Source organism: Chitinophaga sp. Cy-1792 (assembly GCF_011752935.1).
GTDB lineage: Bacteria > Bacteroidota > Bacteroidia > Chitinophagales > Chitinophagaceae > Chitinophaga.
The window spans coordinates 950561-976131 of record NZ_VWWO01000001.1 but is presented as its reverse complement, the minus strand read 5'-3'; the positions used below and the strand labels follow the sequence as shown (position 1 = coordinate 976131).

25 protein-coding genes are annotated in these 25571 nt (G+C 44.5%); 7 read left to right on the top strand and 18 right to left on the bottom strand.

Annotation, left to right across the window (positions count from 1 at the left end; all coding sequences use genetic code 11):
• Positions 1-47 precede the first annotated feature (47 nt).
• Both F3J22_RS04050 and F3J22_RS04045 read left to right on the top strand, forming a co-directional pair.
• Complete coding sequence (locus F3J22_RS04050) at positions 48-608, top strand: protoglobin domain-containing protein (protein ID WP_167014537.1); 561 nt, start codon at positions 48-50, stop codon at positions 606-608.
• Positions 609-700: 92 nt separating this feature from the next.
• Entirely contained in the window at positions 701-1315 is a 615-nt protein-coding gene (locus tag F3J22_RS04045) for a MarR family winged helix-turn-helix transcriptional regulator (RefSeq protein ID WP_255492039.1), read from the top strand.
• Positions 1316-1379: 64 nt separating this feature from the next.
• Here F3J22_RS04045 and F3J22_RS04040 read toward each other — a convergent pair whose 3' ends face one another.
• The 15 genes from F3J22_RS04040 to F3J22_RS03970 all read right to left on the bottom strand — a co-directional run bounded on the left by F3J22_RS04040 (position 1380) and on the right by F3J22_RS03970 (position 17486).
• The gene (locus F3J22_RS04040) at positions 1380-1598 is read right to left on the bottom strand and encodes a hypothetical protein (RefSeq protein ID WP_167014533.1); all 219 of its coding nucleotides are present in this window, start codon (positions 1596-1598) and stop codon (positions 1380-1382) included.
• Positions 1599-1726: 128 nt separating this feature from the next.
• Entirely contained in the window at positions 1727-2317 is a 591-nt protein-coding gene (locus F3J22_RS04035; protein ID WP_167014531.1) for a DUF420 domain-containing protein, read from the bottom strand.
• A gap of 76 nt (positions 2318-2393) precedes the next feature.
• Positions 2394-3089 (bottom strand): SCO family protein, encoded by a 696-nt coding sequence (locus F3J22_RS04030; protein WP_167014529.1) that lies wholly within the window; start codon positions 3087-3089, stop codon positions 2394-2396.
• 54 nt (positions 3090-3143) lie between these two features.
• A complete protein-coding gene (locus tag F3J22_RS04025; protein ID WP_167014527.1) occupies positions 3144-3557 on the bottom strand; it encodes a cytochrome C oxidase subunit IV family protein in 414 nt (137 codons plus the stop codon).
• Between the two features lie 73 nt (positions 3558-3630).
• A complete protein-coding gene (locus F3J22_RS04020; protein ID WP_167014525.1) occupies positions 3631-4305 on the bottom strand; it encodes a cytochrome c oxidase subunit 3 in 675 nt (224 codons plus the stop codon).
• A 27-nt stretch (positions 4306-4332) separates the two neighbouring features.
• Positions 4333-4914 (bottom strand): cytochrome c oxidase subunit 3, encoded by a 582-nt coding sequence (locus tag F3J22_RS04015; RefSeq protein ID WP_240154998.1) that lies wholly within the window; start codon positions 4912-4914, stop codon positions 4333-4335.
• A 2-nt stretch (positions 4915-4916) separates the two neighbouring features.
• The gene (gene cyoE / locus F3J22_RS04010; protein ID WP_240154997.1) at positions 4917-5792 is read right to left on the bottom strand and encodes a heme o synthase; all 876 of its coding nucleotides are present in this window, start codon (positions 5790-5792) and stop codon (positions 4917-4919) included.
• Positions 5793-5924: 132 nt separating this feature from the next.
• On the bottom strand, positions 5925-7736 hold the full coding sequence (locus F3J22_RS04005) for a cbb3-type cytochrome c oxidase subunit I (protein ID WP_167014523.1): 1812 nt from the start codon (positions 7734-7736) through the stop codon (positions 5925-5927).
• A gap of 122 nt (positions 7737-7858) precedes the next feature.
• Positions 7859-8890: a cytochrome c oxidase subunit II gene (locus F3J22_RS04000; RefSeq protein WP_167014521.1), complete on the bottom strand. Its 1032-nt coding sequence runs from the start codon at positions 8888-8890 to the stop codon at positions 7859-7861.
• A 67-nt stretch (positions 8891-8957) separates the two neighbouring features.
• Positions 8958-10163 (bottom strand): quinol:cytochrome C oxidoreductase, encoded by a 1206-nt coding sequence (locus F3J22_RS03995; RefSeq protein ID WP_167014519.1) that lies wholly within the window; start codon positions 10161-10163, stop codon positions 8958-8960.
• 41 nt (positions 10164-10204) lie between these two features.
• Positions 10205-10816, bottom strand: coding sequence for a cytochrome c (locus F3J22_RS03990; RefSeq protein WP_167014516.1), 612 nt, complete (start codon positions 10814-10816; stop codon positions 10205-10207).
• A gap of 82 nt (positions 10817-10898) precedes the next feature.
• On the bottom strand, positions 10899-11492 hold the full coding sequence (locus F3J22_RS03985) for a DUF3341 domain-containing protein (RefSeq protein ID WP_167014514.1): 594 nt from the start codon (positions 11490-11492) through the stop codon (positions 10899-10901).
• Between the two features lie 48 nt (positions 11493-11540).
• Positions 11541-12977, bottom strand: a complete 1437-nt coding sequence (gene nrfD / locus F3J22_RS03980; RefSeq protein WP_167014512.1) for an NrfD/PsrC family molybdoenzyme membrane anchor subunit — start codon at positions 12975-12977, stop codon at positions 11541-11543.
• A gap of 109 nt (positions 12978-13086) precedes the next feature.
• Positions 13087-16143 carry a TAT-variant-translocated molybdopterin oxidoreductase gene (locus F3J22_RS03975; protein WP_167014510.1) on the bottom strand — a complete coding sequence of 1019 codons (3057 nt, stop codon included), beginning with the start codon at positions 16141-16143 and terminating at the stop codon, positions 13087-13089.
• 71 nt (positions 16144-16214) lie between these two features.
• Positions 16215-17486 (bottom strand): c-type cytochrome, encoded by a 1272-nt coding sequence (locus F3J22_RS03970; protein WP_370459402.1) that lies wholly within the window; start codon positions 17484-17486, stop codon positions 16215-16217.
• A gap of 470 nt (positions 17487-17956) precedes the next feature.
• Here F3J22_RS03970 and F3J22_RS03965 point away from each other — a divergent pair, with 470 nt between their 5' ends.
• The 3 genes from F3J22_RS03965 (at position 17957) to F3J22_RS03955 (ending at position 20085) form a co-directional block, all read left to right on the top strand.
• Entirely contained in the window at positions 17957-18700 is a 744-nt protein-coding gene (locus tag F3J22_RS03965) for a copper resistance protein NlpE N-terminal domain-containing protein (RefSeq protein ID WP_167014508.1), read from the top strand.
• 97 nt (positions 18701-18797) lie between these two features.
• On the top strand, positions 18798-19364 hold the full coding sequence (gene purN, locus F3J22_RS03960; RefSeq protein ID WP_167014506.1) for a phosphoribosylglycinamide formyltransferase: 567 nt from the start codon (positions 18798-18800) through the stop codon (positions 19362-19364).
• A gap of 37 nt (positions 19365-19401) precedes the next feature.
• The gene (locus tag F3J22_RS03955) at positions 19402-20085 is read left to right on the top strand and encodes a hypothetical protein (protein ID WP_167014504.1); all 684 of its coding nucleotides are present in this window, start codon (positions 19402-19404) and stop codon (positions 20083-20085) included.
• Here F3J22_RS03955 and F3J22_RS03950 read toward each other — a convergent pair.
• From F3J22_RS03950 to F3J22_RS03940, 3 genes are all read right to left on the bottom strand, one after another.
• Entirely contained in the window at positions 20069-22525 is a 2457-nt protein-coding gene (locus F3J22_RS03950; protein WP_167014502.1) for a TonB-dependent receptor, read from the bottom strand. The two genes, F3J22_RS03955 and F3J22_RS03950, sit on opposite strands and share 17 nt — an antisense overlap.
• Before the next feature lie 134 nt (positions 22526-22659).
• Complete coding sequence (locus F3J22_RS03945) at positions 22660-23844, bottom strand: GTP-binding protein (protein ID WP_167014500.1); 1185 nt, start codon at positions 23842-23844, stop codon at positions 22660-22662.
• A gap of 12 nt (positions 23845-23856) precedes the next feature.
• Positions 23857-24270, bottom strand: a complete 414-nt coding sequence (locus F3J22_RS03940; RefSeq protein ID WP_167014498.1) for a MerC domain-containing protein — start codon at positions 24268-24270, stop codon at positions 23857-23859.
• A gap of 225 nt (positions 24271-24495) precedes the next feature.
• Here F3J22_RS03940 and F3J22_RS03935 point away from each other — a divergent pair, with 225 nt between their 5' ends.
• Positions 24496-25122 carry an SCO family protein gene (locus F3J22_RS03935; RefSeq protein ID WP_167014496.1) on the top strand — a complete coding sequence of 209 codons (627 nt, stop codon included), beginning with the start codon at positions 24496-24498 and terminating at the stop codon, positions 25120-25122.
• A 9-nt stretch (positions 25123-25131) separates the two neighbouring features.
• Positions 25132-25566, top strand: a complete 435-nt coding sequence (locus F3J22_RS03930) for a Fur family transcriptional regulator (RefSeq protein WP_167014494.1) — start codon at positions 25132-25134, stop codon at positions 25564-25566.
• Positions 25567-25571 lie beyond the last annotated feature (5 nt).

The following is a 25571-nucleotide window of genomic DNA, read 5'->3' as shown; positions in this document are numbered from 1 at the left end:
ATTGAAATTCATTGTGATTGAGAATTTCAAATAATTCAATGTTGACCATGCAAAAAAACGAAGATCTGATAGATGATACTGATGGGAGTGTTCCTGCCATAACTTTAAGAGAGCTAATATTATTAAAGCGACTGTTACTATATACCCGTAAAGATGAAGAACTGCTCAGGGAAGCTGCGCCCATGCTAAAACAATCCGCCACTGGTATTTTAAGGAAATGGTACGCATTTATTCAGGCGGATAATTATCTTGCCCAATACTTTAGCGATATAAAAGATGAAGACGCTTTTCTTGCATCACGTATGGGGGAATGGTTGAATCAGCTATTAACCATACAGGAAATTCCTCATGCAGACCTGATCGAGAGAAAAATAAAAGAAGGAGATAGTCTTAACATGTCATTGGATCCGGCCTTGTTAAGATATCTGGTAGCCTTTTCTTACCCGGTAATTAACGCCGGTAATGAGGTATTATATAGAGCAGGCTATAAGGAAGCCATCCTTGCAGGCATGCAACTGGCGTGGTATAAGGCTGTTACGTTGAGTGTAGCTTTATGGGCATATCCATTCAGGGCATCTAAAAGCAGCGGCACATACTTATCAAGATAGTAAGATTAACGGTATGTCACTAATATGCTATTTACACCCATATATTAATATTGTACCTTGCCCCCAAACTATTAAGGACAGCACGATTTATCATGGGGAAAGTATCCACATTCAGCCCCGAGCAACAGGCCGACAACACAGCGAGCAAGGTTGTAGCCGCTTTGGAGCGTTTATCAGAAGCATTTAGAGTACTTCTCTGGCAAGAGGCCACTCAGTATGGATTAAGTCCCATACAAATTCAAGTTCTCACTTATTTGCTACATTATCCGGAAGAGAAGCGTACAGTGACCTCACTGGCTTCTTATTTTAACATGACTAAAGCTACGATCAGTGATGCTGTAAAATCACTGGAGCAGAAGAAGTACATCGTTAGAAAAGCCAGTCTGACTGACACTCGCAGTCACAGTCTGCAACTGGTGAAAGAAGGAAAAGCACTGGCAAAGAAAGTAGAACGTTTTGCACAGCCATTACAGGACAGTGTAGATTCGGTACCTGTGAAAGAGCAGGGAGCATTGCTGGAGCAATTAATGCAATTGATTTATCAGCTAAATCAGGAAGAAGTGACCAGTACACAGCAGATGTGCTTTAACTGTCAGTTCTATACCCAGAAAAAGGGTCACTATTGTGGATTGCATAAAGCAGCCATGAAGCCTAATGATCTTCGGGTAGAATGTTCCGATTTCGATTTACGGTTAGAAGAAGCCTGATTTTCGGCTCAAAACCAATCTAAAACATTAACGGCAGGAAAGTGATTTCCTGCCGTATGGTAATTTATGCTTCCTTATTGCTGAGATACCAGCGATAAGCCAGAAAACCTATGATTACAAGTGGCGTAAGTGCCAGCATCAAGATCCCGTTATTCAGTCCTTTTGCAGGACCTTCTCCCAGTTGCTGAGCTGTTTTTGTACACAGGGAACACTGCGCCATCACTTGATTGCTCAGCGTAAGCAGTAGCATTCCAATCGGCAAAATAAAACACAGCTTTTTCATTCCTTATTCTTTTAAGTCCTGTAAAATTACATTATACCGGGCAATTTCCGACCAATTATTCCATGGCCGGAGGAGTGTCTGTTATTCTGGTAAACAAAAAAGCAGACCGTCTGGCCTGCCTTTTATAATTATTTAGCGAGATGATTAACTATGTGATAAGGCGACAGCATGATATACACGATTACGCCGGTTATAGCCACATAAAACCAGATGGGCCAGGTGATACGTGCAATCTTGCGATGACGCGGTATATCCATCTGAAAACCGCGCCAGGCTGTAAACAACACCAATGGTACAATAATCGTAGATAATATGATGTGGGAAGTCAGGATGAAATAGTAGAGGTAACGAATACCACCAGCTGCGGCAATCTCTGCTTCACTCAATTTATTGTCGCCATTCAGGTCGCCATAAATAGTTTCAGGCACCAATGCATGGTAAGTAACGTATGAAACCAGGAATATGGCAGAGAGTCCGATAGCAATCAGGTTGGTCACCTTATGTGCCTGGACTTGTTTGTTTTTGATAAAGTACAGGCTGGCTACCAGCAGAATAGCAGTGGCAGAGTTAAGAATAGCATGGAAGAGGGGTAGTACATGCGGATCGAAACCCGGTTGAAAATCCGGCTTAGGCAGGAAAAACAGTAATGCTACTACTACAGGGATTGCAATCGAAACGATGACAATTGGTGTGCTTAGATTTTTATCTTTAATACCCATGATATACAGAAAAGTAAAAAGTGAATAAAGAAAGATGAAACCTTTCTCTATTCACCTTTCATATAACGAAATAATATTAGTTCGTAGTGGAGAACAGCCCTTTCAGGAACTTCAGGAAACCTGGTCTGTGTCTTTCCTTTTCCAGATAAAGGGTAGCAACATCACTTGCCAGCCTTTTGATATCAGTAGAATCGAGACCGTTATAGTAACCGCGGATATTCCTGTTTTTATCAATCAGGACGATTTTTTCGGTATGAACGAAATCGTCCGGTCCGCCGTCGCCTTCTGTCACTGATACGAAGAAATCGTGTCTGGCAAGATCATAGATTTCTTTTTTATCGCCAGTGAGCAACCACCAGTTATCAGGATTGACTTTGTAGTCGTATGCGTATTTACGCAGTTTGTCTACGGAGTCTCTGACAGGATCCACTGAGAAAGAGAGAATTTGTAATAACGTATCGTTTTTTACATATGCACTCTGCAGCAGGCGGAGGTTTTTTGTCAGGGTAGGGCAGATGCTTGGGCAGGAAGTGAAGAAGAAGTCGACCACAAGGACTTTTCCTTCGAGATCTTTGAGGCTTACTTGCTGACCAAGCTGGTTGGTCATGTGAAAGTCTCTTATGGTATGGAAGACCGTATCATAAGAGACTTTCCCGTCTTTTACAATAGTATCAACTCTTTCAGGGATATAGTACCTGGGTATTGGCACTACGTTTTTACCGTAGTGATCTACAATCAGATAACCCGTCAGCGGCAGCAAAATCGCCAGCATCAATCCTAAAATAGCCCTGCGTGAGATGATTCTAAAGTTTTATGCTAAAAAATATTAATAATGACCGTGACCTTCTTCTGCCGGAGCAGCTTTTGGTGCTTCTACCTTGGTACCTGGAGCGAGATCAGATCTCATGTTTTTCCAGGAATTACCTTCGTACAGGAAGGCGATGATGAACCATATGAACAGCAGTAAAGGCATTAATACGGTCATTATCAGGTTTTTGATTTCATGACCAAGGTGCATGAATTCAGCAACGATATAGAAGGCTTTGAATAATGTCAGGATGATGAAGACACCATTCAGTACCATTCTTGGCAGGAAATGAAATTCGAAGTGTAAGTATGCGAGACCTACTTCAAGCACGGTAATACCCAACAGGATCCAGAATGTTCTCCAGATGGCCTTAGTTGACGAATCAGCGTGAACTGGTTCGAGCACCTCTGATGATTGTGTATTATGTTCCATTCTATAATAAATTAAATAACGTCTAAAAATCAGATTCGAAATTAATCAGGAATAAACCTTGCGTTTGGTACTATTAGAGCAGGTAGAAGCAGGTGAATACGAATACCCAAACCAGATCTACAAAGTGCCAGTACAGACCTACTTTTTCCACCATTTCGTAGTGACCTCTTTCTTCGTAGGTACCTTTCAGTACGTTGGTGAGGATTACGATATTCAGTATCACACCGGAGGTTACGTGTAAACCGTGGAAACCGGTGATGGTAAAGAAGAAGTTGGTGAAGTTAGTAGAAGCAACGGTACCGTCTACGTTCATGAAAGGGTTACGACCCCACCATGCACCTTCGTGATACAGGTGTGTCCATTCCCATGCCTGACAGCTAAGGAAGGCGATACCACCAACGATGGTCCATGTCAACCATTTAGCTACTGCTTTTTTATCTTTATGGTGACCAGCGTGTACGGCCAGTACCATGGTTACAGAACTCATGATGAGGATGAAGGTCATCAAGCTCACAAATGCCAGTGGCAATTCTTTGTGCCCCATGCCTGGGAATGATTTGAACACCTCATTCGGATCAGGCCAGGATGGGCTGGAAAATCGGATGGTACCATAAGATATCAGCAATGCGCCAAAAGTGAACGCATCTGACAAAAGGAAGTACCACATCATCAACTTACCATAGTTCACATTAAAGGGAGAGTAACCTCCGGCCCACCATTTTTTCTTCGCTGTAACTGCTGTATCCATTGTTTGTTTTATAAAATTTTACAAAGTTTATCTCGCGATACTTAAAAATACTAACAAGTAAATCCACAGAATGTCTACGAAGTGCCAGTAAGTGGCTGCTACTTCGATAGGCACCGGGCTGTAGGTTCGAACACGTGTTCTGTAGGCTCTGCCAAACATCACCAGTAAGGCTACAACGCCACCCAGTACGTGCAGCATATGCACTCCTACGATTACATAAATAAAAGATGCGGAAACTGGCCCGTTAAGGGGGAGTCCGCTGGATTTCATCTGAGAAAACCCGATCCACTGACATGCGGCAAAAACTACACCCAGTACTGCGGTAAGCGTAATTAACTGTTTGTAGCGCTGCATATTCCTTTCTTTAAATTGCTTTAAAGCCAGGTGAATGGTCAGGCTGCTGGCCAATATCACAGCAGTTGAGAGCCAGAAAATATGTGGCAGTTCAAATGCCAGCCAGTTTGCTTGTGTCCTCTTCACAACGTACGCACTGGTAAACCCGATGAACATCATGGTAATACTACCCATGGCGATCCAAAGAGAATATTTGTGCGGATGTATTTTCTTACGTTGTATGCTCATTGTTTGCATCACTTCCTCCTGTTTCAAGTTTAATATTTATCCAGCAATTGTGCAAGCTGTACTACTGTCAGGTAGATATAGGATCCGAACATCAATTTCCGTGCTGCAGGAATATCGTTCTTTCTGTAGAGGTTGATGGCTCTGAACAAGAAGAATATTCCGGCAATGATGGCTACGATAGCGGATACTTTACCCGTAATCTTCAGCAGATAAGGAGCTACGCCTGCTGGAATCATAAGCAGTGTATATATCACCGCCTGCAATGCTGTGAACTTATTAGGTTCTCCGTTTGCAGGTAATAATTTGAAACCGGCTCTGGCATAGTCTTTATACGCAATCCAGGCAATGGCCCAGAAATGCGGGAATTGCCATAGGAATTGGATGGCGAACAGTGACCAGCCACCTTCTGAAAGGTTATTGGCGCCGGCAGCCCAGCCGATAAGCAGGGGCATGGCACCCGGAATAGCACCTACCAGTACGGCGAGTGAATTCCATTTCTTCCAGGGTGTATATACAAAAGCATATAACACCAGTGACAAGAGGCTTAACCCTGCACTTAACCAGTTAAAGCTGAAGCCCATGATGAGGGTTCCTGCGATACCGGTAATGGCAGCGAGGGCGATCGCTTCACCGTCAGACATACGTCCGGCGGGTAATGGACGAACTGCGGTACGAGCCATCAGTTTATCCGTTTCCTTTTCCCATATCTGGTTGATGGTATTAGCTGATCCGGAGACCAGTAAACCACCGGCAAATAATAAAAGAACTTTTACAATTTTAAACTCCACTCCCGGCACCAGCAGGTAAGCTACCACAGACGAAAAAACCACCATGAAGGTGAGATTAAACTTCATTAACTGAGAATAATCCTTCACCTTACTAGCTACTGCATATGATGACGACAATTTTATGGAGTTTTCTTGCAACATTTTATTTCTATCCACATCCCGGACGTTTAATTCGGGACAAATTTACAAACATCACAGTTAACAGCCTCCGACAGGCCGGAAAAGACCTGCCGGATGCTGAAAATAATATTAGTGTGCAGACTCGTTAGGTCCGATTGGTTCAGTCTGAGGAATGAAATCTCTACCATCCTTAGAGTAGTCGTAAGCCCAACGGTGAACTTCAGGGATTTCACCAGGCCAGTTTCCATGGATACCATGAATTGGCGTAGTCCATTCCAGAGAAGTTGCTTTCCAAGGGTTCTGGGTGGTCATCTTTCTACCTTTGAAAATGCTGTAGAAGAAGTTGAACACGAACAGGAGCTGGGTAGCGAATACGATGATTACCACAAAGCTGATGAATTCGTTCAGGCCATTGAACTGGTTGAAAGAAGTCCAGCTGGAGTAGTCGAAATATCTTCTAGGCATACCGGCCATACCTTCGTAGTGCATAGGCCAGAAGATGCAATAAGCACCAACCAGGGTGATCCAGAAGTGGATATAACCCAGGGTGTTATTCATGAATCGGCCATACATTTTAGGGAACCAGTGGTAGATACCTGCGAACATACCGAAGAAAGCGGATACACCCATTACGATGTGGAAGTGCGCGATTACGAAGTAGGTATCGTGCAGGTGAATATCGATAGAAGAGTTACCCAGCCAGATACCTGTCAGACCACCGGAGATGAATGTAGATACAAAACCGATAGAGAACAGCGCAGCCGGAGTAAAGCGGATATTACCTTTCCAGATGGTGGTGATCCAGTTAAACACCTTGATGGCAGATGGAACCGCGATCAGGAGTGTTAACAGTACGAAGAAGGCGCCGAGGAATGGATTCAGACCTGTTACGAACATATGGTGTGCCCAAACCAGGAAGGCGAGGATACAGATAGCGAACAGGGAACCGATCATTGCGAGGTAACCGAAGATAGGTTTGCGGGAAGAAATCGCGAGTACTTCAGACACCATACCCATTGCAGGGAGGATGATGATATATACCTCTGGGTGACCCAGGAACCAGAATAAGTGTTGATAGAGGATTGCGCTACCACCTTCGTTAGCCAGTGCTTTACCGGCGATGAAGATATCAGAGAGGTAGAAGCTGGTGCCTGCGTGACGATCCATGAGGAGCAGGATGAAACCTGACAGTAACACAGGGAAAGACAGTACACCGAGTACAGCGGTAAAGAAGAATGACCAGATTGTCAGAGGCATTTTGGTCATGCTCATACCTTTAGTACGCATGTTGAGGATAGTGGAGATATAGTTCAGACCACCGAGCAGCTGAGAAACTACGAACAGCGCCATGGAAGTGAGCCAGAGATCCACACCTATTTTAGAACCGATAGAAGCATCTCCTAATGCTGACAGCGGAGGGTACATTGTCCAACCACCGGAAGCAGGACCTGTCTGAACGAACAGGGAAGCCATCATTACTAAGCTCGCCAGGAAGAAGAACCAGTAAGAGAGGCAGTTCATGAAAGGAGACGCCATGTCGCGGGCACCTACCTGCAGTGGAATAAGCAGGTTGGAGAAGGTACCGGACAGACCGGCGGTTAATACAAAGAATACGAGAATGGTACCGTGCATGGTAACCAGCGCATAATATGCTTCAGGCGTAATACGTCCGCCTTTTGCCCAATGGCCTAAGATGCTTTCCAGCCAAGGGAAAGTGGCTTCAGGAAAGCCGAGTTGCAAACGAAACAGTACAGAGAAGAAAGCGCCGATGATAGCCCAAATAATACCTGTGATCAGGAATTGTTTGGCGATCATTTTATGGTCCATGCTGAACACATACTTCGAAATGAAACTGTCATGGTGTTCATGATCGTGATGATCATGTCCACCCGCGCCGTGCGTTACCTCCTGTTGACTGTGCAATGTTGCTTCGTGACTCATAATCGGTTCGGTTTATTATTAAACTGACACCCGGGAAGTATTTTCGTTTGTCAGTTTGTTTTTTTGAATTATTAATTGGACTCCGTCAAAAAATCTTCTTCACAAAATTAAGCCTAACTTAATTATTTGGCAGCTACAGTTTTAACTGTAGAATCAGCACCAGCAGCCGGAGCAGCAGGAGCAGGGTTTGCCAGGTTATACTGCAAAGGTTGTTTAGCAACCCATGCATCGTATTCTGCCTGTGTTTCCACCACGATCACACCTCTCATAGAGTAGTGACCGGAACCGCACATCTGATCGCAGGAGATTTCGTAAGTGAAATCAGGATTTCCTGTTTTTTCTTTCATTTGTTTGGTGGTGTATTTAGGAGTAACCCACAGTGTAGTAGGGATACCAGGAACAGCGTCCATTTTCATACGGAACTGTGGTAAACCAACGTCGTGGATAACATCGCGGGAGCCAATTATGAATTTAACCGGTTTGCCTACTACCAGGTGAACTTCAGTAGCCTGGAAGTCATCTTTGGACAGAGGATCGTTCCAATCAACACCCAGTTCATTGGATTTAGCCGCGTCAATGAGTTTGAAGTCACGACGACCGAGCTGACCATCTTTACCTGGGTAGCGGATGAGCCAGTTAAATTGTTTACCGGTGATCTCAACGATTGCAGCATCTTTCGGTGCTTCAGAGGTGAGTTGGAACCAGTGTTTCAAACCGAAGGCTACGAGAACAGTCAGGGCGATAGCCGGGATAACTGTCCAGATAACTTCTAATTTGTTGTTGTGAGGGAAGTAAAATGCTTTTCTTCCTTCTTTTTCCTGGTATTTGAATGCAAATACGAAGAGCGCGATCTGAGTAATAACGAATACGATACCGGTGATAGCCAGTGTTACGTAGATGAGTGTATCAACACCTTCACCCTGCACAGAGGCAGATTCGCCCAGGATCTTCCCTTTCAGCAAATCGTTACAGTAGTAAACTCCTATAAGCCCCAGCACCAGGAATGCAATCAGCAGGAAACCATTGATACGGTTACTTTGCTGGCGCGCTTTCTTTTCTCCCTTCAGAATGGACACATATTCGCTCGCCTTCGCAATCTGGAAGATGACTATGAATATGAGAACAACAACTAAGACTGCTAAAAATCCTGACATTGCTATATGAAATAATTAAGTTATCTAATGCTTTTCTATTATCTAATCTCCTTTCTCACCTATAATATTAGGTGTGGTGAATGATACTCTCTTTCAGGTAAGGATGATTTTTTGGAACCAGAGGTGCTTTTGTCAGCTGGTTAGAAACCAGGTAGATAATCAGACCTACGAAGCCGAAGCCTAATCCCAGTTCATACCAAGGGAACACCAGGTGTTTTACTGTACCAGGGTAAACCATTTGCCAGAAATCCATCCAGTGACCAGCGATGATCACGATAGCGATGAATACGACAGATGTATAGTTACGTTTAGTATCTCTTTTCATCAGATACAGCAACGGAGTAATAAAGTTGATCAGCAGATTCAGGAAGAAGATCGGACGCCATTCGCCCCATACACGAGGTTGGAAGTAAGCGGTTTCTTCAGGCATATTAGCGTACCAGATCAGCATGTACTGGGAGAACCAGAGGTAAGTCCAGAAGATACTGAAGGCGAACATGAATTTACCCAGATCATGCAGGTGTTCTTCATTCACATAAGTGAGGTAACCATGTTTTTTCAGGTAAACAACAAACAGGGAGATCAGTGCGAGACCAGACACCCAGGTGCTTGCGAAAGTGTACCAGGAATACATGGTAGAGAACCAATGAGAATCGATGCTCATGAGCCAGATCCAAGGAGAGGTAGAACCTACAGAGAGGGTGAATACTACCAGGAATCCACCTGCTACTACGGTATTTCTCCAGAGGATTTTTTTACCGGTTGCTGGTTTCAGATCCCAACCATCTTCTTCGATAGACATTTTACGCAGTTTCATGGTAAAGAATATCCACAGACCGATGGTAATGATAGTTGCTGTTGTAAAGAATCCTTTATTCAGGAAAGCTGATTTCCATTGCAGGATTGGATCGTGTTCTACGTGTTCTGCATTTAACCAGTGGTAGATATGATCTTTACCACCAAATACGAGAATCATTACAACTGCAAACAGGATAGCACCTAAAACAGGTACTGCCATTGAAATTGCTTCAGGAACGCGGCGGAATGCAATCTGCCAACCACCATGTGCCAGGGTTGTAGCAGCAATAAAGAATGTGCTGGCTAATGTAATCAGCAAAAAGAAGCTGCTGTTTTGCAACAGACCCGCCCAGAAGCGTGTTGCGTTCTCACCCTGGAACGCAAATAATCCGATCAATAAAGTCAGCAAGCCAACGCCCATTAACACGAAGCTGGTCTTTTTTAATCTTGCTGGAACTACAAATTGGTCTTTCATTGTCGTATATTAAAATACTTGTTTGAAATTCAGTTTAACTCTTACTTTTTAGCTGCCGCGCTATCGGTAGCTGCTGGTGCTGCTGCTGCTGCCGGAGCAGAAGAAGGAGCATTTTTGCTCTTAATATAAGCTGCAATTTTCCAGCGTTGTTCTCTATCGAGCTGGCTGGCGTAGCTACCCATCATGTTAAAACCATAAGTCATTACATGGAACAGGCGGCCTTCAGTGTAAGCTGCTTTTGGACCAGAAGCCAGGTTAGCAGGAGCTGCAGGGTAAGGACCATCACCACCTTTGTAGAGAGGACCGTTACCGTCCATTGCTGTACCGTGGCAGATACCGCAGTAGATGTTGAACAGACGTTCACCTTCCTGCAGATCAGCTGCTGTGATAGCCAGCGGATTTTTCACCAGATTAGCCAGAGCAGTATCTGATTCTTTCAGATGGTATGGTAATAATTCACCTCTTTTTACTGTTCCTTCCACTGGTTTCATACCTGACAAACGAGCACTGTAAAATTCGTACGCACGGGATTCATACATGTCTGGCATATAAATCCTGCCGGGCTTTCTGTTGTGCTCCCCTCTGTTACATGCTGTCAGGAAAGCTCCAGTTGCCAATGCGGCTACAATCAATATGTTGGAAGTCCTTTTCATCAGAATTTATTTAACCGGCAGTTACTTCATATTGTTGTTACAAGCTGTAGTAACTGCCACTGTCGTTTTTTGCTGTTTTTAATTACGCGTTTACAGGTTTTACCTTACGGAGATAAGGCTCATCATCCTTATCGAATCTGCCGAACCACCAGCCAGCTTCAGCCTGTTGCTCTTCGATATCGTGAGCGCCTGCAGCCTTGAGGAAGCTTTTCACTTCTTCAGCGTTAGTTTTTTCGGTTACTTCGATTACCATTACAAACTTATCATCGGTTTGTCTTGGGTGGAAGATGTGTTTTTTAACACCTGGCATGACTTGGCAAAGCCAGCAGAAGGTCATCACCATACCAACAGCTGCAAAGAGAACTGTCAGCTCAAAAGTGATTGGAATGAAAGCTGGTAATGGGAAGTGAGGCTTACCACCGATGTTCAGTGGCCAGTCTACGTTAAATACCCAGCTCATGAATGATAATGCCGTAGTAGTACCGGTAATACCGTATATAAAACCGGCTGTGTGCAGGCTGGTCTCCCTCAGGCCCATCGCGTGATCAAGGCCGTGTACAGGGAAAGGAGTGTACACATCGTGTAATTTGTAACCAGCTGTACGAACTTTCTTTACCGCTGGGAACAACACTGCCTCATCGTCAAACAACCCTACAACAAAATTTTTAACAGCCATATATTTAAAAATTCAAAGTCTAAATAATTAATTCTGTCTTTTAGTCTATTAGTGAGCGTGAGCAACGTCGTGAGCGAATTTCTCATCACTTTCTTCTTCGTATACTTCCATTTTCTCTTTGAAGTTTTCGCCGGAAGTTTTCAGAACAGATTTGATCTCTGCTACTGCGATTACCGGGAAGTACTTAGCAAATAAGAAGAAGCAAGTGAAGAACAGACCGAATGTACCCATGTAGAAACCAACTTCAGGCCAGGATGGACGATAGTAAGACCAGCTGGATGGGAGGTAGTCACGGTACAGTGAAGTACAGATAATTACGAAACGCTCGAACCACATACCGATGTTTACGATGATAGACATAACGAATGTTACCATTACGCTTCTTCTCATCTTGCGGAACCAGAATACCTGCGGAGAGATAACGTTACAAGTCATCATGATCCAGTAAGACCAGCCCAGAGGACCTGCTGCACGATATTTGAAGAATGTTGCAAACTCGTAAGGGTTAGCACCGTACCATGCCATGAAGAGCTCGGTCAGGTAAGCACAACCTACTACAGAACCGGTCAGTACAATTACCTTGTTCATGGCTTCCATGTGACCAATGGTAATGTATTCTTCCAGGTGCAGTATTTTACGGGTGATGATTAAGAGCGTATTTACCATCGCGAAACCAGAGAAGATCGCACCAGCAACGAAGTAAGGAGGGAAGATGGTGGTATGCCAACCTGGAATAACAGAGGTCGCGAAGTCGAAAGATACGATGGTGTGTACGGAGAGTACCAGTGGAGTAGATAAACCCGCCAGTACGAGTGACAGTGCTTCGTGACGTTGCCAGTGTTTGGTAGAACCAGTCCAGCCGAAAGAAGCTACACCATATAATAACTTACGCAGTTTAGTTTTTGCTCTATCACGGATGGTAGCGAAATCCGGTAATAAACCAGAGTACCAGAACAACAGTGATACAGTGAAGTAAGTAGAGATCGCGAATACGTCCCAGAGGAGCGGAGAGTTAAAGTTAACCCATACCGGACCGCGGGTGTTAGGATAAGGCAGGATAAAGAATGCCATCCATACACGACCCATGTGAATAATCGGGAACTGACCGGCACACATTACCGCGAAGATGGTCATCGCTTCTGCTGCACGGTTTACCCCTGTACGCCATCCCTGACGGAACAGCAAGAGGATAGCGGAGATCAGGGTACCGGCGTGACCGATACCTACCCACCATACGAAGTTGGTGATATCCCAACCCCATCCGATGGTTTTATTCAGATTCCAAACACCTACCCCGAAATAGATCTGCCAAAACACTGAAAATGCGCCGAAGCCCAACAGTGCAAGTGATATAAAAAAGCCTACATACCACAATTTACCAGGCTTAGCCTCGATAGGACTAATGATATCTTCCGTTACCTGGTGATAATCCTTAACCCCGTCTACTAAAGGTTCTCTCAGTGTGGATTCGTATTTTAAATGCATATCCTTTAAGCTTTTAGCTGCTAGCTTCTAGCTACTAGCCCTTGTCTTTTGTTATGATCTCAGATTCTGTAACTTCTTTTTTCCTCTTAACGATTTCCCGTCAAGATCATTAAGCATGGTGTGCTTCTTCCTTGTGAGCAGCTTCTTTTTCTGCTTTAGGTTCAGCATCCTTGTTTCTGATCTTAGCCAGGTAGTTGATAGAAGGCAGTACGTGGGTTTCTTCCAGCACGTAGTACATTCTTTCTGTCTGTTCCTCGTTACGGATCTTGTAGATTGCGCTGTTTTTATCGTTTACGTTACCGAATACGATAGCATCTGCAGCACAAGCCTGCTGACATGCAGTTTTAGCTTCACCGTCTTTCATTGGACGACCAGCTTTCTTAGCAGTCAGTTTAGCATCCTGCAGGCGTTGTACGCAGAATGAACATTTTTCCATCACACCACGGCTACGAACCACTACATCAGGGTTCAGGACCATGCGGGTCAGGTTATCGTTCATATCAGCAACATCGTACAGGTTGTTTTCGAAGCTATCAGCACCATTCCAGTCTCTCCAGTTCAGACGACGAACTTTGTAAGGACAGTTGTTAGCGCAGTAACGGGTACCGATACAACGGTTGTAAGCCATCTGGTTAATACCTTCAGAGCTGTGGTTGGTAGCTCCAACCGGACAAACGTTTTCGCAAGGAGCGTTATCACAGTGTTGGCACAGCATCGGCTGGAACACAACTTCCGGATTGTTCTCATCACCGCTGAAGTAACGGTCGATGCGGAGCCAGTGCATTTCATGCGCTTTCACCACTTCTTCTTTACCTACAACGGATACGTTATTTTCTGCCTGACAAGCAATGGTACATGCACCACAACCGAAGCAAGTGTTCAGGTCGATGGACATACCCCATTTGATACCAGGGTAAGAGAAGCTAGGATACAGGGTAGCATCTTTACGGAAATCCTTACCAAATTTCAGCAGTTCTTCTCTGTCTTCGTTAACTTCTTTAGGATTTGCTTTGAATTCATCGAGGGTAGTTTCCTTGATGATAGGACGACCTTCGTAGCTGTTGTGCGTCTGAGTCAGACCGAGTGGATATTTAGCACCGGTTGCAACAGGAGCTTCAGCAGGAGCGAAGTAGTCGAAGTTCTGACCGTTGTAGCTTACAAAAGGATAAGCGTTTTTACCGATACCGCCGGCAGCTTTACCGGTTTTCTCAGAGCGGCCATAACCTACTGCGATGGCGATAACTTCAGGGTGCATACCAGGAAGGATCAGCAGCGGGAGTTCCACTGTTTTGCCGTTAGCAGTGATTTTCAGTACTTTCTTCTCAGCGTTGATTTCGTAATCATCGCCCAGTTCAGTAGAGAAGGTTTTAGCGAGTGTATTGGAAACACAAGCGTAGTTGTCCCAGGTAGCGCGGGTGATTGGATCCGGCATTTCCTGTAACCAAGGGTTATTTGCGAGTCTACCGTTACCGATAGATACTTTTTCGTAAAGTACAACTTCGTATTTACCACCTTTTACACCACCGATTTTAGCGGTAGCAGCGGCAACGTCACCGGAGAAGGAACCACCACCCATAGCCGGAGCTGTAGCTGGTTCAACGATACCATCCTGCAGTACTTTATCCCATGCTTCAGCGCCACCCAGTTTAGCGATCCACTCGTTTTTCAGGTAATCAACCCATTGGGTAGTGTTACCAGCCCAGGTCAGGAGGGTATCCTGAATAGCGCGTGTTTTAAAGAGAGGAGCGATGGTAGGCTGAACGAATGAGTAGTAGCCAGGTTTACCTTCAGCATCATTCCAGCTTTCGAGGAAGTGATGATCAGGAGCGGCAAATTTGCACAGTTCAGTAGTTTCATCTACGCGGTCGTTGAAGGAAACGGTGAGTTTCACTTTTTTCAGACCTTCGGAGAATTTAGCGGCGTCGAAGTAGTCGTAAGCAGGGTTAGCGCCATAAACGAGTACAGCACCGATGCTGCCTGCGTTCATATCGCTTACCAGTTTCACCATTTCAGCATCGCTACCCTGGCGATAGTTGCTTGGGTTAGCGAGGTCGATGGTAGCACCATATGCACCAACTGCGTTGTTGATAGCGTTTACGATGATCTGTACATTCACATCGTTAGAACCGGAAACTACCAGGGATTTACCTGCGGTCTTTTTCAGTTCAGCTGCTGCTTTCTTAACGCCTTCTGCCAGTTTACCGTCTACGCCGGAAACTGCATTGCCATTTACTGCTGCGAGCAGGGCCAGGGCAACTTTACCGGTTTCAGATGGTTTGTGGGTATATCTGTAATCCGCGTTGGCACCGCTCAGGCTCATGTGGCTTTCGAACACGAAATGTTTGGACATTTCAGGGTTCTTAGCGTTGATTTTGCGGGTAGCAGCGAATTGTTTTGAATATTCAGCAGGGTTTAACCAGGTACCCAGGAAATCTGCGCCGAGGTTTACAACGGTCTGCGCATTTTCGAAGTGGTAGGAAGGAATAACTCTTTTACCGAAAGAAGCCTGGTTTGCGTCCAGCATACCGGAGTATGAAACTGCATCGTAAACCACGTGACGGGAGTTAGGGTATTTCGCCAGGAACTCACCGATTACTTTTTTAGTAGTAGGGCTCAGCAGGGTAGTGCTCAGCAATACTACAGGTGCACCACCAAGGCCGGCGAGTGCGGCAGAAACCTGTTTGTCAAGTTCTGTCCAGGTAGTTTCGTTACCGCCGATAGTAGGGAAACGCAGACGAGCTACATCATATAAGCTCAGTACAGCACCCTGTGATTTAGCGGTGGTAGCGCCACCAGTTATAGAAGAAGAGGTATTTCCTTCAATTTTGATAGGACGACCTTCGCGGGTTTTAACCAGCAGTGGCAGGTATTCACCATCAATAGTGTAAGAAGAAGCATAGTAGTTAGCTACACCCGGTGTGATTTCTTCTGGTTTGTTCACATAAGGGATAGCTTTCTTTATCGGCGTTTCACAGCTGGCTGCGATAGTTGCAGCAGCGGTGGTGAACCCCAGGTATTTCAGGAAATCCCTGCGGGGGGTAGTAGCATTCAACAGGCCTTCACTCTCAAACGGCAGTTCTTCACTGAATTCGTTCTTCACAATTTCCTGATGCGCATCGGTATTGTGCAACTCCTCCAAGCCTTTCCAATACTTTTTTTGCTCCATGTTATATTAACGAGTTACGTTTATAAAATTTGATATCTTCTGATCCGAGATCATTAATCTCTAAATCCTTCCTAGTAGTGACATTTTTGACATTCAGTACCACCAACCATTTCAACGGTTACGCTATCGATCTTGCCATCTTTCATATCCTGATGAAGCTGTTCGAAGATTTTGTAATAGTTGTTTTCAGCGAACTGAACTTTGGTTGTACGGTGACAGTTAATACACCATCCCATGGACAGATCAGCGAACTGATGAACTTCGTCCATTTCGGTGATTGCACCGTGGCAGGTCTGGCACTGCTGTTTTCCAGCCACTACGTGTTGAGAGTGGTTAAAGTATACGTGGTCAGGCAGATTGTGGATTTTAGTCCATTCGATCGGACGACCAGGTTTGGTATACTTCTTAGACTCGTTATCCCAGCCTACGTAATCGTATAATTTTGCAATTTCAGCAGTACCGTCAACTTTCTTGCCTTCCGCTGTAAACAGGTCAGGACCAGAGTAGCTATTGATAGCCTTGTGACAGTTCATACAAATGTTCTCAGAAGGAATCATCGCTGTTTTAGACTTCTCAGCACCGGCGTGGCAGTACAGACAGTTGATCTGGTTGATACCTGCGTGCACCTTGTGGCTGTAGAAGATCGGCTGCTCAGGCATATAATCTTTCTGACGTCCGAGGTTGATCGCTCCATTAATAGTGAAGTAACCACCTACCATGAACAACACCAGAATACCCAGCGCGATGTAAGCTTTGTTTTTGTAGAAAGGAACAGGTTCCGGAGTAGCGATACCCTCTTTATCACCAGCCAGCTTATTCAGGTTGCTGTTGATTTGCATGAGGATCAGGGCTACGATTGCCAGGATCAGGGTAATGATACCGAACAGGAGGCTGTTGTCAGCACCTTGTTCACCCTTACCGTTTTCCGGACTAGGAGTTCCTTTTGGAGTGGTGGTAGATTTCGTCTCTTCAACTTTGATATAAGCCAGAATGTCGTCGATCTCTGCATCACTTAATGCAGGGAACGCCGTCATAGCAGTCTTGTTATACTCGTTGAAAAGGTCGTTGGCATACTTATCACCTGATGCCAGTACTGACGCAGAGTTGTGGATCCACTGGTGCAGTAATTTCTTATCAGACCACCTGCCTTCAACACCTGCCAGAGCAGGTCCTGTTACGCGCTTGTGGACATTGTGACATGAGGCGCAATTCTGTTGGAATAATGCTTTACCAGCGTTTGGATCCGCAGCTTTAACGGAAGAAAACGGAATTACTATACTAGCGCATAGAATAAGCACACTCACAAAATGCTTGCGCAAAAGAATGGAAACACGACGATACACAGCCTATATAGTTTAGATTTGACCTAAAGTTTCTTAAAAGTGCGAGCAAAAATAAGACAGAATGTTGACAATTTACCAACAAATAAAAAAATTTATTGCCGTAAATAATCCCAATTTTTTACTACTTTCCGAGCATCCTACTGGTTTAGAGTCTTACTACTGGCTTTGTCTACAGTCTCTAACATACATCCAGCCTGATATTACCTAATCGAAAACGGAATTTTTTTTAGTAAAAACATCAATGCATATATATAATATATGGACTGCGCTGTCTTGAGGTTATAGTAATATTATATGCAGATTTGAAATTTCATAAGGCCTCCCTATATCCATACCTACCTGGTAATCCTCTCCCTACCATATATTAATATTGTGTCTGACGCCACTATTATTGGCCTGAGTGCCTTAAATTTACCATAATAACCTGCCACCTTCCCATAATGTTCATTAACACCCGTAAAAAAATATCCATGCATAAAATCCTTCTATTCTCCGTATTGCTAGCCACCATGGCCGGTTGTAACAACAATAACACACAAGAAAAACAAACTGAAATCCGTGATAATGCGGGAAAATCTGCCCAAACCCACCTTACCGGCACCTACCAGGGAACCTTACCCTGCGCAGATTGCCCCGGGATGGACTACCAGATATCCCTATACGATGACCACACCTATAGCGAATTAAAATCATATCAGGGAAGAGGACTAAATGTGGCATATGTCGAAACAGGTACCTGGAAGGCGGTTAACGACTCCGTTGCCATGCTGGAACAAAAAATGGACAGCACCTCCTTCCTCGCCTCCGAAGGAAAACTCGTCCTGCTCGACAAAGCCGGCAAGCGGGTCGAAGGCGTACTCGCCAGCAATTATGAACTGAAACCTATAGAAGGGGGTGACATCCGTAAACTCCTCAGCGATAAAAAAACCAATGGCGTGAATTTCTACGCCAGCGGCAACGAACCTTTCTGGTCCCTGGAGCTGGACAAAAAGAATATCCGCTTCAAAACCGCCAACGGCGACAGCATCTATGTTCCGCTGCCCGGCCTGACCATGAACACCGATACGCTGAAAATCTACAAAACAAAAGATATCACCATTAATATAAGGAATACCGCCTGTTCAGATGATATGAGCGGATTTATGAGACCCAACACCGTACAATTAACAATCGGAGATAAAACATATTCCGGATGCGGACAGTTTATTAAGTAGATGTATTTCAGAGAGAAGTGACCTGGTATTACCCTAATACAGCAGGTCTTTCTCCCGGATATATGCTACTTTTGCAGCTGATTCAAATCCAGCAACATTGAAAAATATCGCAATATTTGCCTCAGGAGCAGGTAGCAACGCACAGAAGATCATCGATCATCTCAGGAACTCACCCGATGGAAAAGTAACGCTGATCGTTTGTAATAAGCCAGGCGCCGGTGTTTTGGACATTGCTGAAAAAGAAGGTATTCCCTCCGTTCTGATCGAAAAAGAACAGTTCTTCCGCGGCGACGACTACGTTAAACTCTTACAGGAAAAAAATATAGACCTCATTGTGCTGGCAGGATTCCTCTGGAAAATCCCCGCCAACCTGGTGCAGGCATTCCCGGATAAAATTATCAACATACACCCGGCCCTCCTCCCTAAATACGGTGGAAAAGGCATGTACGGGCACTTTGTTCATGAAGCTGTGATTGCCGCCGGCGAAAAAGAAAGCGGTATCACCATTCACTTTGTAAACGAGAAATACGATGATGGCGCACCAATCCTCCAGGAACGTTGTGTCATCACTTCTGAAGATACCCCGGAAACGCTGGCTAAAAAAGTACAGGTACTGGAACACCAATGGTTTCCGGTAATTGTGGAACGATTATTGAAAAAATAATCCAGCCGTCGGCCTTCCAACCTAACCCTTCAACTGTATGAAAAAGATATTGCTATCATCCTGGCTGTTTCTATCCTGCATTGTCGCTGCCCATGCCCAGGATGGTAATTCTTTCCACAGAAATACCTACATCAAGGTAAACCCTACCACGCTTATTAATGAGCTGGACGTTTACCTGGAACAGGAGCTTTCCCCTAAAGTAAGCCTGGAACTAGGTATCAGCGGTATTTATACAGATTATCCGGACTATGTGCTCACTAAAAAAATTGACTTCGGGCAAAAGAAACCCGATATCAGCACTGAACAATTCGTAGATGGGAGAGGGTTAGGGTTCCGTGCAGGCGTCAGGTTATACCTTTTCCCCAGCGGCATTTCGCAGTCCAGGGCAGCAGGTACCTACTTCGAGCCCATGCTGCTTTTCAAAAAGGTCTTTTACCCGAATGAGGACGTCACCATTAACAATGCCAGCTATACAAATACCGGCACAAAAGACGTTTATGGGATCCAGTTACTGCTGGGACGGCAGTTCAATAAGGATAAGGTAATACTGGACCCGTTTGTTGGAGTAGGCCTGCGTGGCAAAGTATATCAATACGTTACCTACCACGCAGGTGATAATAATTCAATAGTTATAAATGACGGCCGGATGGTAAGCGTACTTCCCAGTATCCAGCTGGGCATTAAGATCGGGCTCAACCTCGCTCCTAAAAAGGAACAATAACCTTCATACTGACATTTCTTCCCATATTATATATACCATAACGCCCGTTGGGTGAATGACTGTAATATTCAAAGTATTTCAGCCTGTTCATATTTGCCTGATAAGCAACATCAAAGAGGTTTTCAGCCTGTACAAAGACTTCCGCCACCGCCTTTTTCTGCTTATTCAAAATGCTGGCGCCAATGCCCATATTCACCAGCGTATAGCCGGGTGTGTAGGTCTCTGTATCATCCACACCATAAAATTTAGACTGTGCCCCGAAAATATCCACACCGGCACGTACATAGGCACCGCTGATTATTCCCCATGGCTTCGCCGCCGTTAGCTTTACATCAGAACGTATATGCATTGGCGGTATAAATGGAAGATACTTAGCGCTATTGCCATATTTATCACGCAATGCCTGATTCTGGTTCAATCCCTCCGTATAGGCAATACTGTTATTCCAGCTAAACCAGGACCAGCGACGAGGATGCAGGTTAACAGCGAGTTCCGCCCCATATAACCTTGCTTTGGATTGCTGATAACTATAAGTGACATTTCCCGGAACAATCACGACCGGTTCCCCGTTTGCATCGTATAGTCGTGCCTGGTAGATATAGTTTTGAATGTTATTATTGAAGAGCTCCACACTGATGTCTGCATCAGGCAGATATGCCAGAAAACCGAGATCTTCCTGCAAACTAAACTCCGGCTTAAAAGACCTGTTGCCCAGATAAACAATATGCGCACCCGGATCGAGGCCATTAGAACCGATTTCGGTAATATTTGGCGCACGGTAACCTCTTGCAATGTTACCTTTTACGAGTACACGCTGACTAATATTCCATGTCAGGCCCAGACTTCCGGATATGCCAGTATAGGTATGCCTGAACGAAGGGAATTGCAAAGTGGCGCCCACAGTATCTTTCGTATGAAAATCAAAACCGGTGGATTTATCTGTATCTACATAAAAATCACTCCAATGGATATTTCTATGGTCATAACGCAATCCTCCGGATATATCGATCTTTCCAACAGAACGACGTGCGAAAAAGAATCCACCTATATCAAACAATTCATAATCAGGAATCGGAAAATCAGTAGCAGCCTTACTTCTGTTGGTCTGGTACATACCATTTATACCTACACTTGTTTCAAAACCTGCGATAGTCGGCATATTATACCGTACATCGTAATTGAGCGTGTTTAAAACTACGTATAGTCCTGCCTGTGATGGATAAACCGGATGATTATATTCCCTGCGTATGCTTTGCTGCAATCCCAGTGTGGTAGAGAGTTCGCCTTTTCCCAGGTGGAACATACTCCTGTTAAAGACTCTGTAATGCTGGATATGCTGGTGTAAAGGGTTCAGGCGATAAGTATGCAGCTGATCGTCCGGAACGATGGGCCTGCTGCGGATATCATCCTCATCGCCCTCTGCCACCTGCCTTGTAAATTTGCGGGTCAGCGAATCGCGGCTACCGTCGGGGATTTCCTGCATATTATCGTATAGTGTAACGCCCCAGTGCGTATAGCCCCATTTCTTATCCGCATGTGCGAGGGCTGACAGGTTATATTCCCTGAAGGCAGTTCCGTATACATAACCATCTACGCTGTTTTTATAATTATGCGCAGTACGTAAACTCCCTCTCAATGCGAATTTCCAGTCATTATGGCGATAGGAGAGCCCCAGCGAATTACCAATCATTCCGTTATTGGTTTGATATTCAGTAGTAAAGTTTCCACTGAGTTTTCCTTCAGGAGAATTAGGAATATCAGGGATGATGTTGATAACACCAGCCAGTGCATCGGAGCCATAGGTAAGACTTGCCGGGCCTTTCACCACTTCCGCGCGGGATACGCCGTACTGATCAATTTCGATACCGTGTTCATCGCCCCATTGCTGGCCTTCCTGGCGGAGGCCGTCGTACAGGGTAAGCACACGATTATAGCCAAGGCCACGGATAAAAGGCTTGGAGATATTTGGGCCGGTAGTTACAGCACTGATGCCGGGCACCCCCTTCACGATGGCGTCTATCAGGTTGCCGTTTACCTGCTGGTTCATTTCTTTCTTTCCGAGGATAGCGATAGGCACTGGGTTCTTTCTGGCTATAGTACTTTTGGAAACACCTGTTACCACTACCTCATTCAGTTTGGAAGGGTCTTCTTCCAGGGAGATGTCCGGCATTGTGTGAACACCAGCCTTCACCGTGTATTTCAACGTTTTAGTCTGGTATCCTACCATAGAAATATTGAGCACATAATCTCCGGGTTTCACTGCAAAAGTATACATACCGGTTGCATCGGTTACAGCGCCGGTGTGCAGTGCCGGTATGGCTACAGTTGCGAATTGCACGGGTTTTCCATTGGAGATAACTTTTCCTTTCAGCTGAAACTGCTGGCTATAGGTTGCTAAAGCAAATAGTTGTAGAAATAGTAGCGTAAAAATTTTCTTCATCTTCAGATCATATTGTTTTTTTAAGAAACAGGGTAATGGATAGTAACAAAGTTTTAGACTTCCGAAGCTAATTTTTTACAAATCTATCCCGAATGATTTAAATTTGCTTTAATTATTTTTTAGACCAGCCTAAATTAATCGATCAAAAAAGGATCTTTGAAGTATTTACCCTTTAGGTAGGAGATCACCTCATTGTCAGTACAGAGGCAGCTTTCCAGCTCTTTTTCCAGGAGTGGCTGATCCAGAAACTGACCAATTATTACCAGTTCATTGTACCGATCTGCGAAATGTTCATCCCATCGGTTTTCGATAGTCTGAAGCGTTTCTTCATCCAGTTGCCAGCGGTGGCGGGGAATGGCACACCACCAGTAACCGGCTTTTTCGGCCCTGACGGAACCGCCGGCCTGACTCCAGTTAACGGCAACCTGCGGCCGCGATGCCAGCCAGAACAAGCCTTTACTTCTGATTACATTACCAGGCCATTGATCATTGATATATTGCCAGAATCTTTCGGGGTGAAACGGTTTTCTGCTTCTGAATACGAAGGAAGAAATGCCATATTCCAGCGTTTCAGGCGTGTGCTCGTTCGTCAATTCTGCCTGCCAGCCAGCGCTTTGGGAAGTTGCATCGAAATCAAATCTGCCTGTATTCAATATTTCCTGCAATGGAATTTTTCCAAAAATTGATTCTACTATTCTTGCACGGGAATTTAATCGCTGAATAATACCTTTCAGGAGTCCTAACTGTATTTCATCTACCATATCACATTTATTCAGGATAATAACATCTGCAAATTCTATCTGATCTGTGAGCAGATTTACGATAGTCCGGTGGTCGGCATTATCTTCTGTCAGGGCTCTGTCCTGCAGCTTTTCAGCGCTGTTAAAATCTTTCAGAAAGTTCAGTGCGTCCACTACCGTTACCATTGTATCCAGTTTGCTTACTGCGGACAGGTCGATATTATTTTCTTCATCTACATAACAAAAAGTTTGTGCAACTGGTATTGGTTCTGATATGCCGGTAGATTCGATCAGGAGATAATCGAACCGGTTTTCCGCAGCCAGTTTTTCTACTTCTTTCAGGAGGTCTTCCCGTAGTGTGCAACAGATGCAGCCGTTGCTAAGCTCTACGAGTTTTTCTTGTGTTTTGTGTAATACCTGTTCATTCCTGACCAGCTGCGCATCAATATTTACTTCGCTCATATCATTCACGATAACGGCTACACGAATATTTTCGCGGTTATGCAGTACGTGATTAAGGACAGTAGTTTTCCCTGCGCCGAGAAATCCACTCAGCACCGTTACTGGTAACTTTTTCATATGTAGGTTCTTTTAATTCAAGGAAGATGCATGTTTGTGTGTATCACAAGTCCTGGTATGGCGGATGTTCAGGAGATGTGCAATGATGATGATAATGGCGCCGATGGCGATGACAGTGGCTTCCCAGGCCGCTGCCCAGTGCAGGAAATGCCCTGCAACCAGGCAAATGAAACCCAGGATAAACAACAACAAAGGCTGAGACTTTCTGTGCCGGAGGTAATACCCTCTGCCCAGGGCAAAACATCCGACTATAAAAGAGAACGACAACATTGCATATTCCATCCATCCATGGCCCGGTAGCGCCATTCCCAGCAGGGGAATGGCTGTTATGAATAGCGGGAGCAGGGCACAGTGTACCGCACATAAAACAGAAGCGCCTATACCCAGTGCGTCCAGGTTCAATCTTGCATACAGTCGTTCTCTCATCATTTATTATTTCGATCGGACAAAACTATGTATTTTTGCAACATAGTTGCAATTATTTTTTAAAAGAATTTTAAAAAACCAATGAATCACCTAAACATAAAATCTTTTAATAATTGTAACAGATTGATTATAAAATAAAAAATGATCTAATAAGGCGAATACTGGGGCATCTGTTTAGTATGTGCTACCTTTGTATATAGTTCTAAAGATTAGAGAATATAACTTATGTCAAGTAAAGCAAAAGGTCTATTAATATTCTTTGCAGTGCTGAGTGTGGCATTTCTGGGATATGCAGGATATGTAATCAAAGGAGAAAGAGGAACATTCCTTGGTGTGGAAAAGCTGCCGGTATTAGGGGCTCCAGGGCATACAGTGCCAGGATTTTCCTTCACTGACCAGGAGGGCAAAACCCGTAGTTCTGAAGATGTCAAAGGTAAAATATACGTTGCTGAATACTTTTTCACCACCTGTACCGGTATTTGTCCGAAGATGAATGCCAACATGGAAAAAATATACGACGCATATAAAAGCAATCCGAATTTCCTGATATTATCACATACCGTTGATCCTGAACATGATAGCATTCCTGTTTTAAAAGCATATGCAACAAAACATGGTGCAGACAGTAAAAACTGGTGGTTCCTCACAGGCAATAAGGTAGATTTATACCGCCTCGCCCGTCAGGGATACCTCGTAGATGACGGCACTCCTAGTGGTGATGATGATTTTGTTCATACACAATGGTTCGCACTGGTAGACAAAACCGGCCAGATCCGTGGTTTATACGAAGGCACCAAAGACAGAGACGTTTATAAGCTGATTGCCGATATAGACAGATTAATGAAAGAATAGTTTTTGATCATGGGCAACAAACAACAAATAGCAGAAAGAATTTCCGCCTTACTGAAGGATAGCAAGCTTAGCGTGACAGAAACCAGAACAAAAATTCTGGAGCTGTTTATGAAGAGTGATGGCGCGCTGGAACATAGCGACTTTGAAAAGCTTGCCGGTAAATCATTTGACAGAGTAACTGTTTATCGTACCCTACAGACCTTCCTCGATAAAGGGATCATACATAAAATACCTACTACGGATACGTCTGTACGTTATGCAGTGTGTAAATCGGAGTGCACCGAACATCACCATCATGATCACCATGTGCATTTCCGTTGTGAAGCATGTGGGAATACCATTTGTTTAGATGAGACGAATGTACCGGAGATACATTTGCCGAAAGGCTTTGCCGCACGTAATGTGGAAGTAGTGGTGAGTGGGGTATGTAAGTCTTGTAAGTAGATTTT

What these genes read in the sequence shown, in the direction of transcription:
- F3J22_RS04050 (WP_167014537.1), top strand. Translation starts at nt 48, where the DNA reads ATGCAAAAAAACGAAGATCTGATAGATGATACTGATGGGAGTGTTCCT.
- F3J22_RS04045 (WP_255492039.1), top strand. Translation starts at nt 701, where the DNA reads ATGGGGAAAGTATCCACATTCAGCCCCGAGCAACAGGCCGACAACACA.
- F3J22_RS04040 (WP_167014533.1), bottom strand. Translation starts at nt 1,598, where the DNA reads ATGAAAAAGCTGTGTTTTATTTTGCCGATTGGAATGCTACTGCTTACG.
- F3J22_RS04035 (WP_167014531.1), bottom strand. Translation starts at nt 2,317, where the DNA reads ATGGGTATTAAAGATAAAAATCTAAGCACACCAATTGTCATCGTTTCG.
- F3J22_RS04030 (WP_167014529.1), bottom strand. Translation starts at nt 3,089, where the DNA reads ATGCTGGCGATTTTGCTGCCGCTGACGGGTTATCTGATTGTAGATCAC.
- F3J22_RS04025 (WP_167014527.1), bottom strand. Translation starts at nt 3,557, where the DNA reads ATGGAACATAATACACAATCATCAGAGGTGCTCGAACCAGTTCACGCT.
- F3J22_RS04020 (WP_167014525.1), bottom strand. Translation starts at nt 4,305, where the DNA reads ATGGATACAGCAGTTACAGCGAAGAAAAAATGGTGGGCCGGAGGTTAC.
- F3J22_RS04005 (WP_167014523.1), bottom strand. Translation starts at nt 7,736, where the DNA reads ATGAGTCACGAAGCAACATTGCACAGTCAACAGGAGGTAACGCACGGC.
- F3J22_RS04000 (WP_167014521.1), bottom strand. Translation starts at nt 8,890, where the DNA reads ATGTCAGGATTTTTAGCAGTCTTAGTTGTTGTTCTCATATTCATAGTC.
- F3J22_RS03995 (WP_167014519.1), bottom strand. Translation starts at nt 10,163, where the DNA reads ATGAAAGACCAATTTGTAGTTCCAGCAAGATTAAAAAAGACCAGCTTC.
- F3J22_RS03990 (WP_167014516.1), bottom strand. Translation starts at nt 10,816, where the DNA reads ATGAAAAGGACTTCCAACATATTGATTGTAGCCGCATTGGCAACTGGA.
- F3J22_RS03985 (WP_167014514.1), bottom strand. Translation starts at nt 11,492, where the DNA reads ATGGCTGTTAAAAATTTTGTTGTAGGGTTGTTTGACGATGAGGCAGTG.
- nrfD (WP_167014512.1), bottom strand. Translation starts at nt 12,977, where the DNA reads ATGCATTTAAAATACGAATCCACACTGAGAGAACCTTTAGTAGACGGG.
- F3J22_RS03975 (WP_167014510.1), bottom strand. Translation starts at nt 16,143, where the DNA reads ATGGAGCAAAAAAAGTATTGGAAAGGCTTGGAGGAGTTGCACAATACC.
- F3J22_RS03965 (WP_167014508.1), top strand. Translation starts at nt 17,957, where the DNA reads ATGCATAAAATCCTTCTATTCTCCGTATTGCTAGCCACCATGGCCGGT.
- F3J22_RS03955 (WP_167014504.1), top strand. Translation starts at nt 19,402, where the DNA reads ATGAAAAAGATATTGCTATCATCCTGGCTGTTTCTATCCTGCATTGTC.
- F3J22_RS03950 (WP_167014502.1), bottom strand. Translation starts at nt 22,525, where the DNA reads ATGAAGAAAATTTTTACGCTACTATTTCTACAACTATTTGCTTTAGCA.
- F3J22_RS03945 (WP_167014500.1), bottom strand. Translation starts at nt 23,844, where the DNA reads ATGAAAAAGTTACCAGTAACGGTGCTGAGTGGATTTCTCGGCGCAGGG.
- F3J22_RS03940 (WP_167014498.1), bottom strand. Translation starts at nt 24,270, where the DNA reads ATGAGAGAACGACTGTATGCAAGATTGAACCTGGACGCACTGGGTATA.
- F3J22_RS03935 (WP_167014496.1), top strand. Translation starts at nt 24,496, where the DNA reads ATGTCAAGTAAAGCAAAAGGTCTATTAATATTCTTTGCAGTGCTGAGT.
- F3J22_RS03930 (WP_167014494.1), top strand. Translation starts at nt 25,132, where the DNA reads ATGGGCAACAAACAACAAATAGCAGAAAGAATTTCCGCCTTACTGAAG.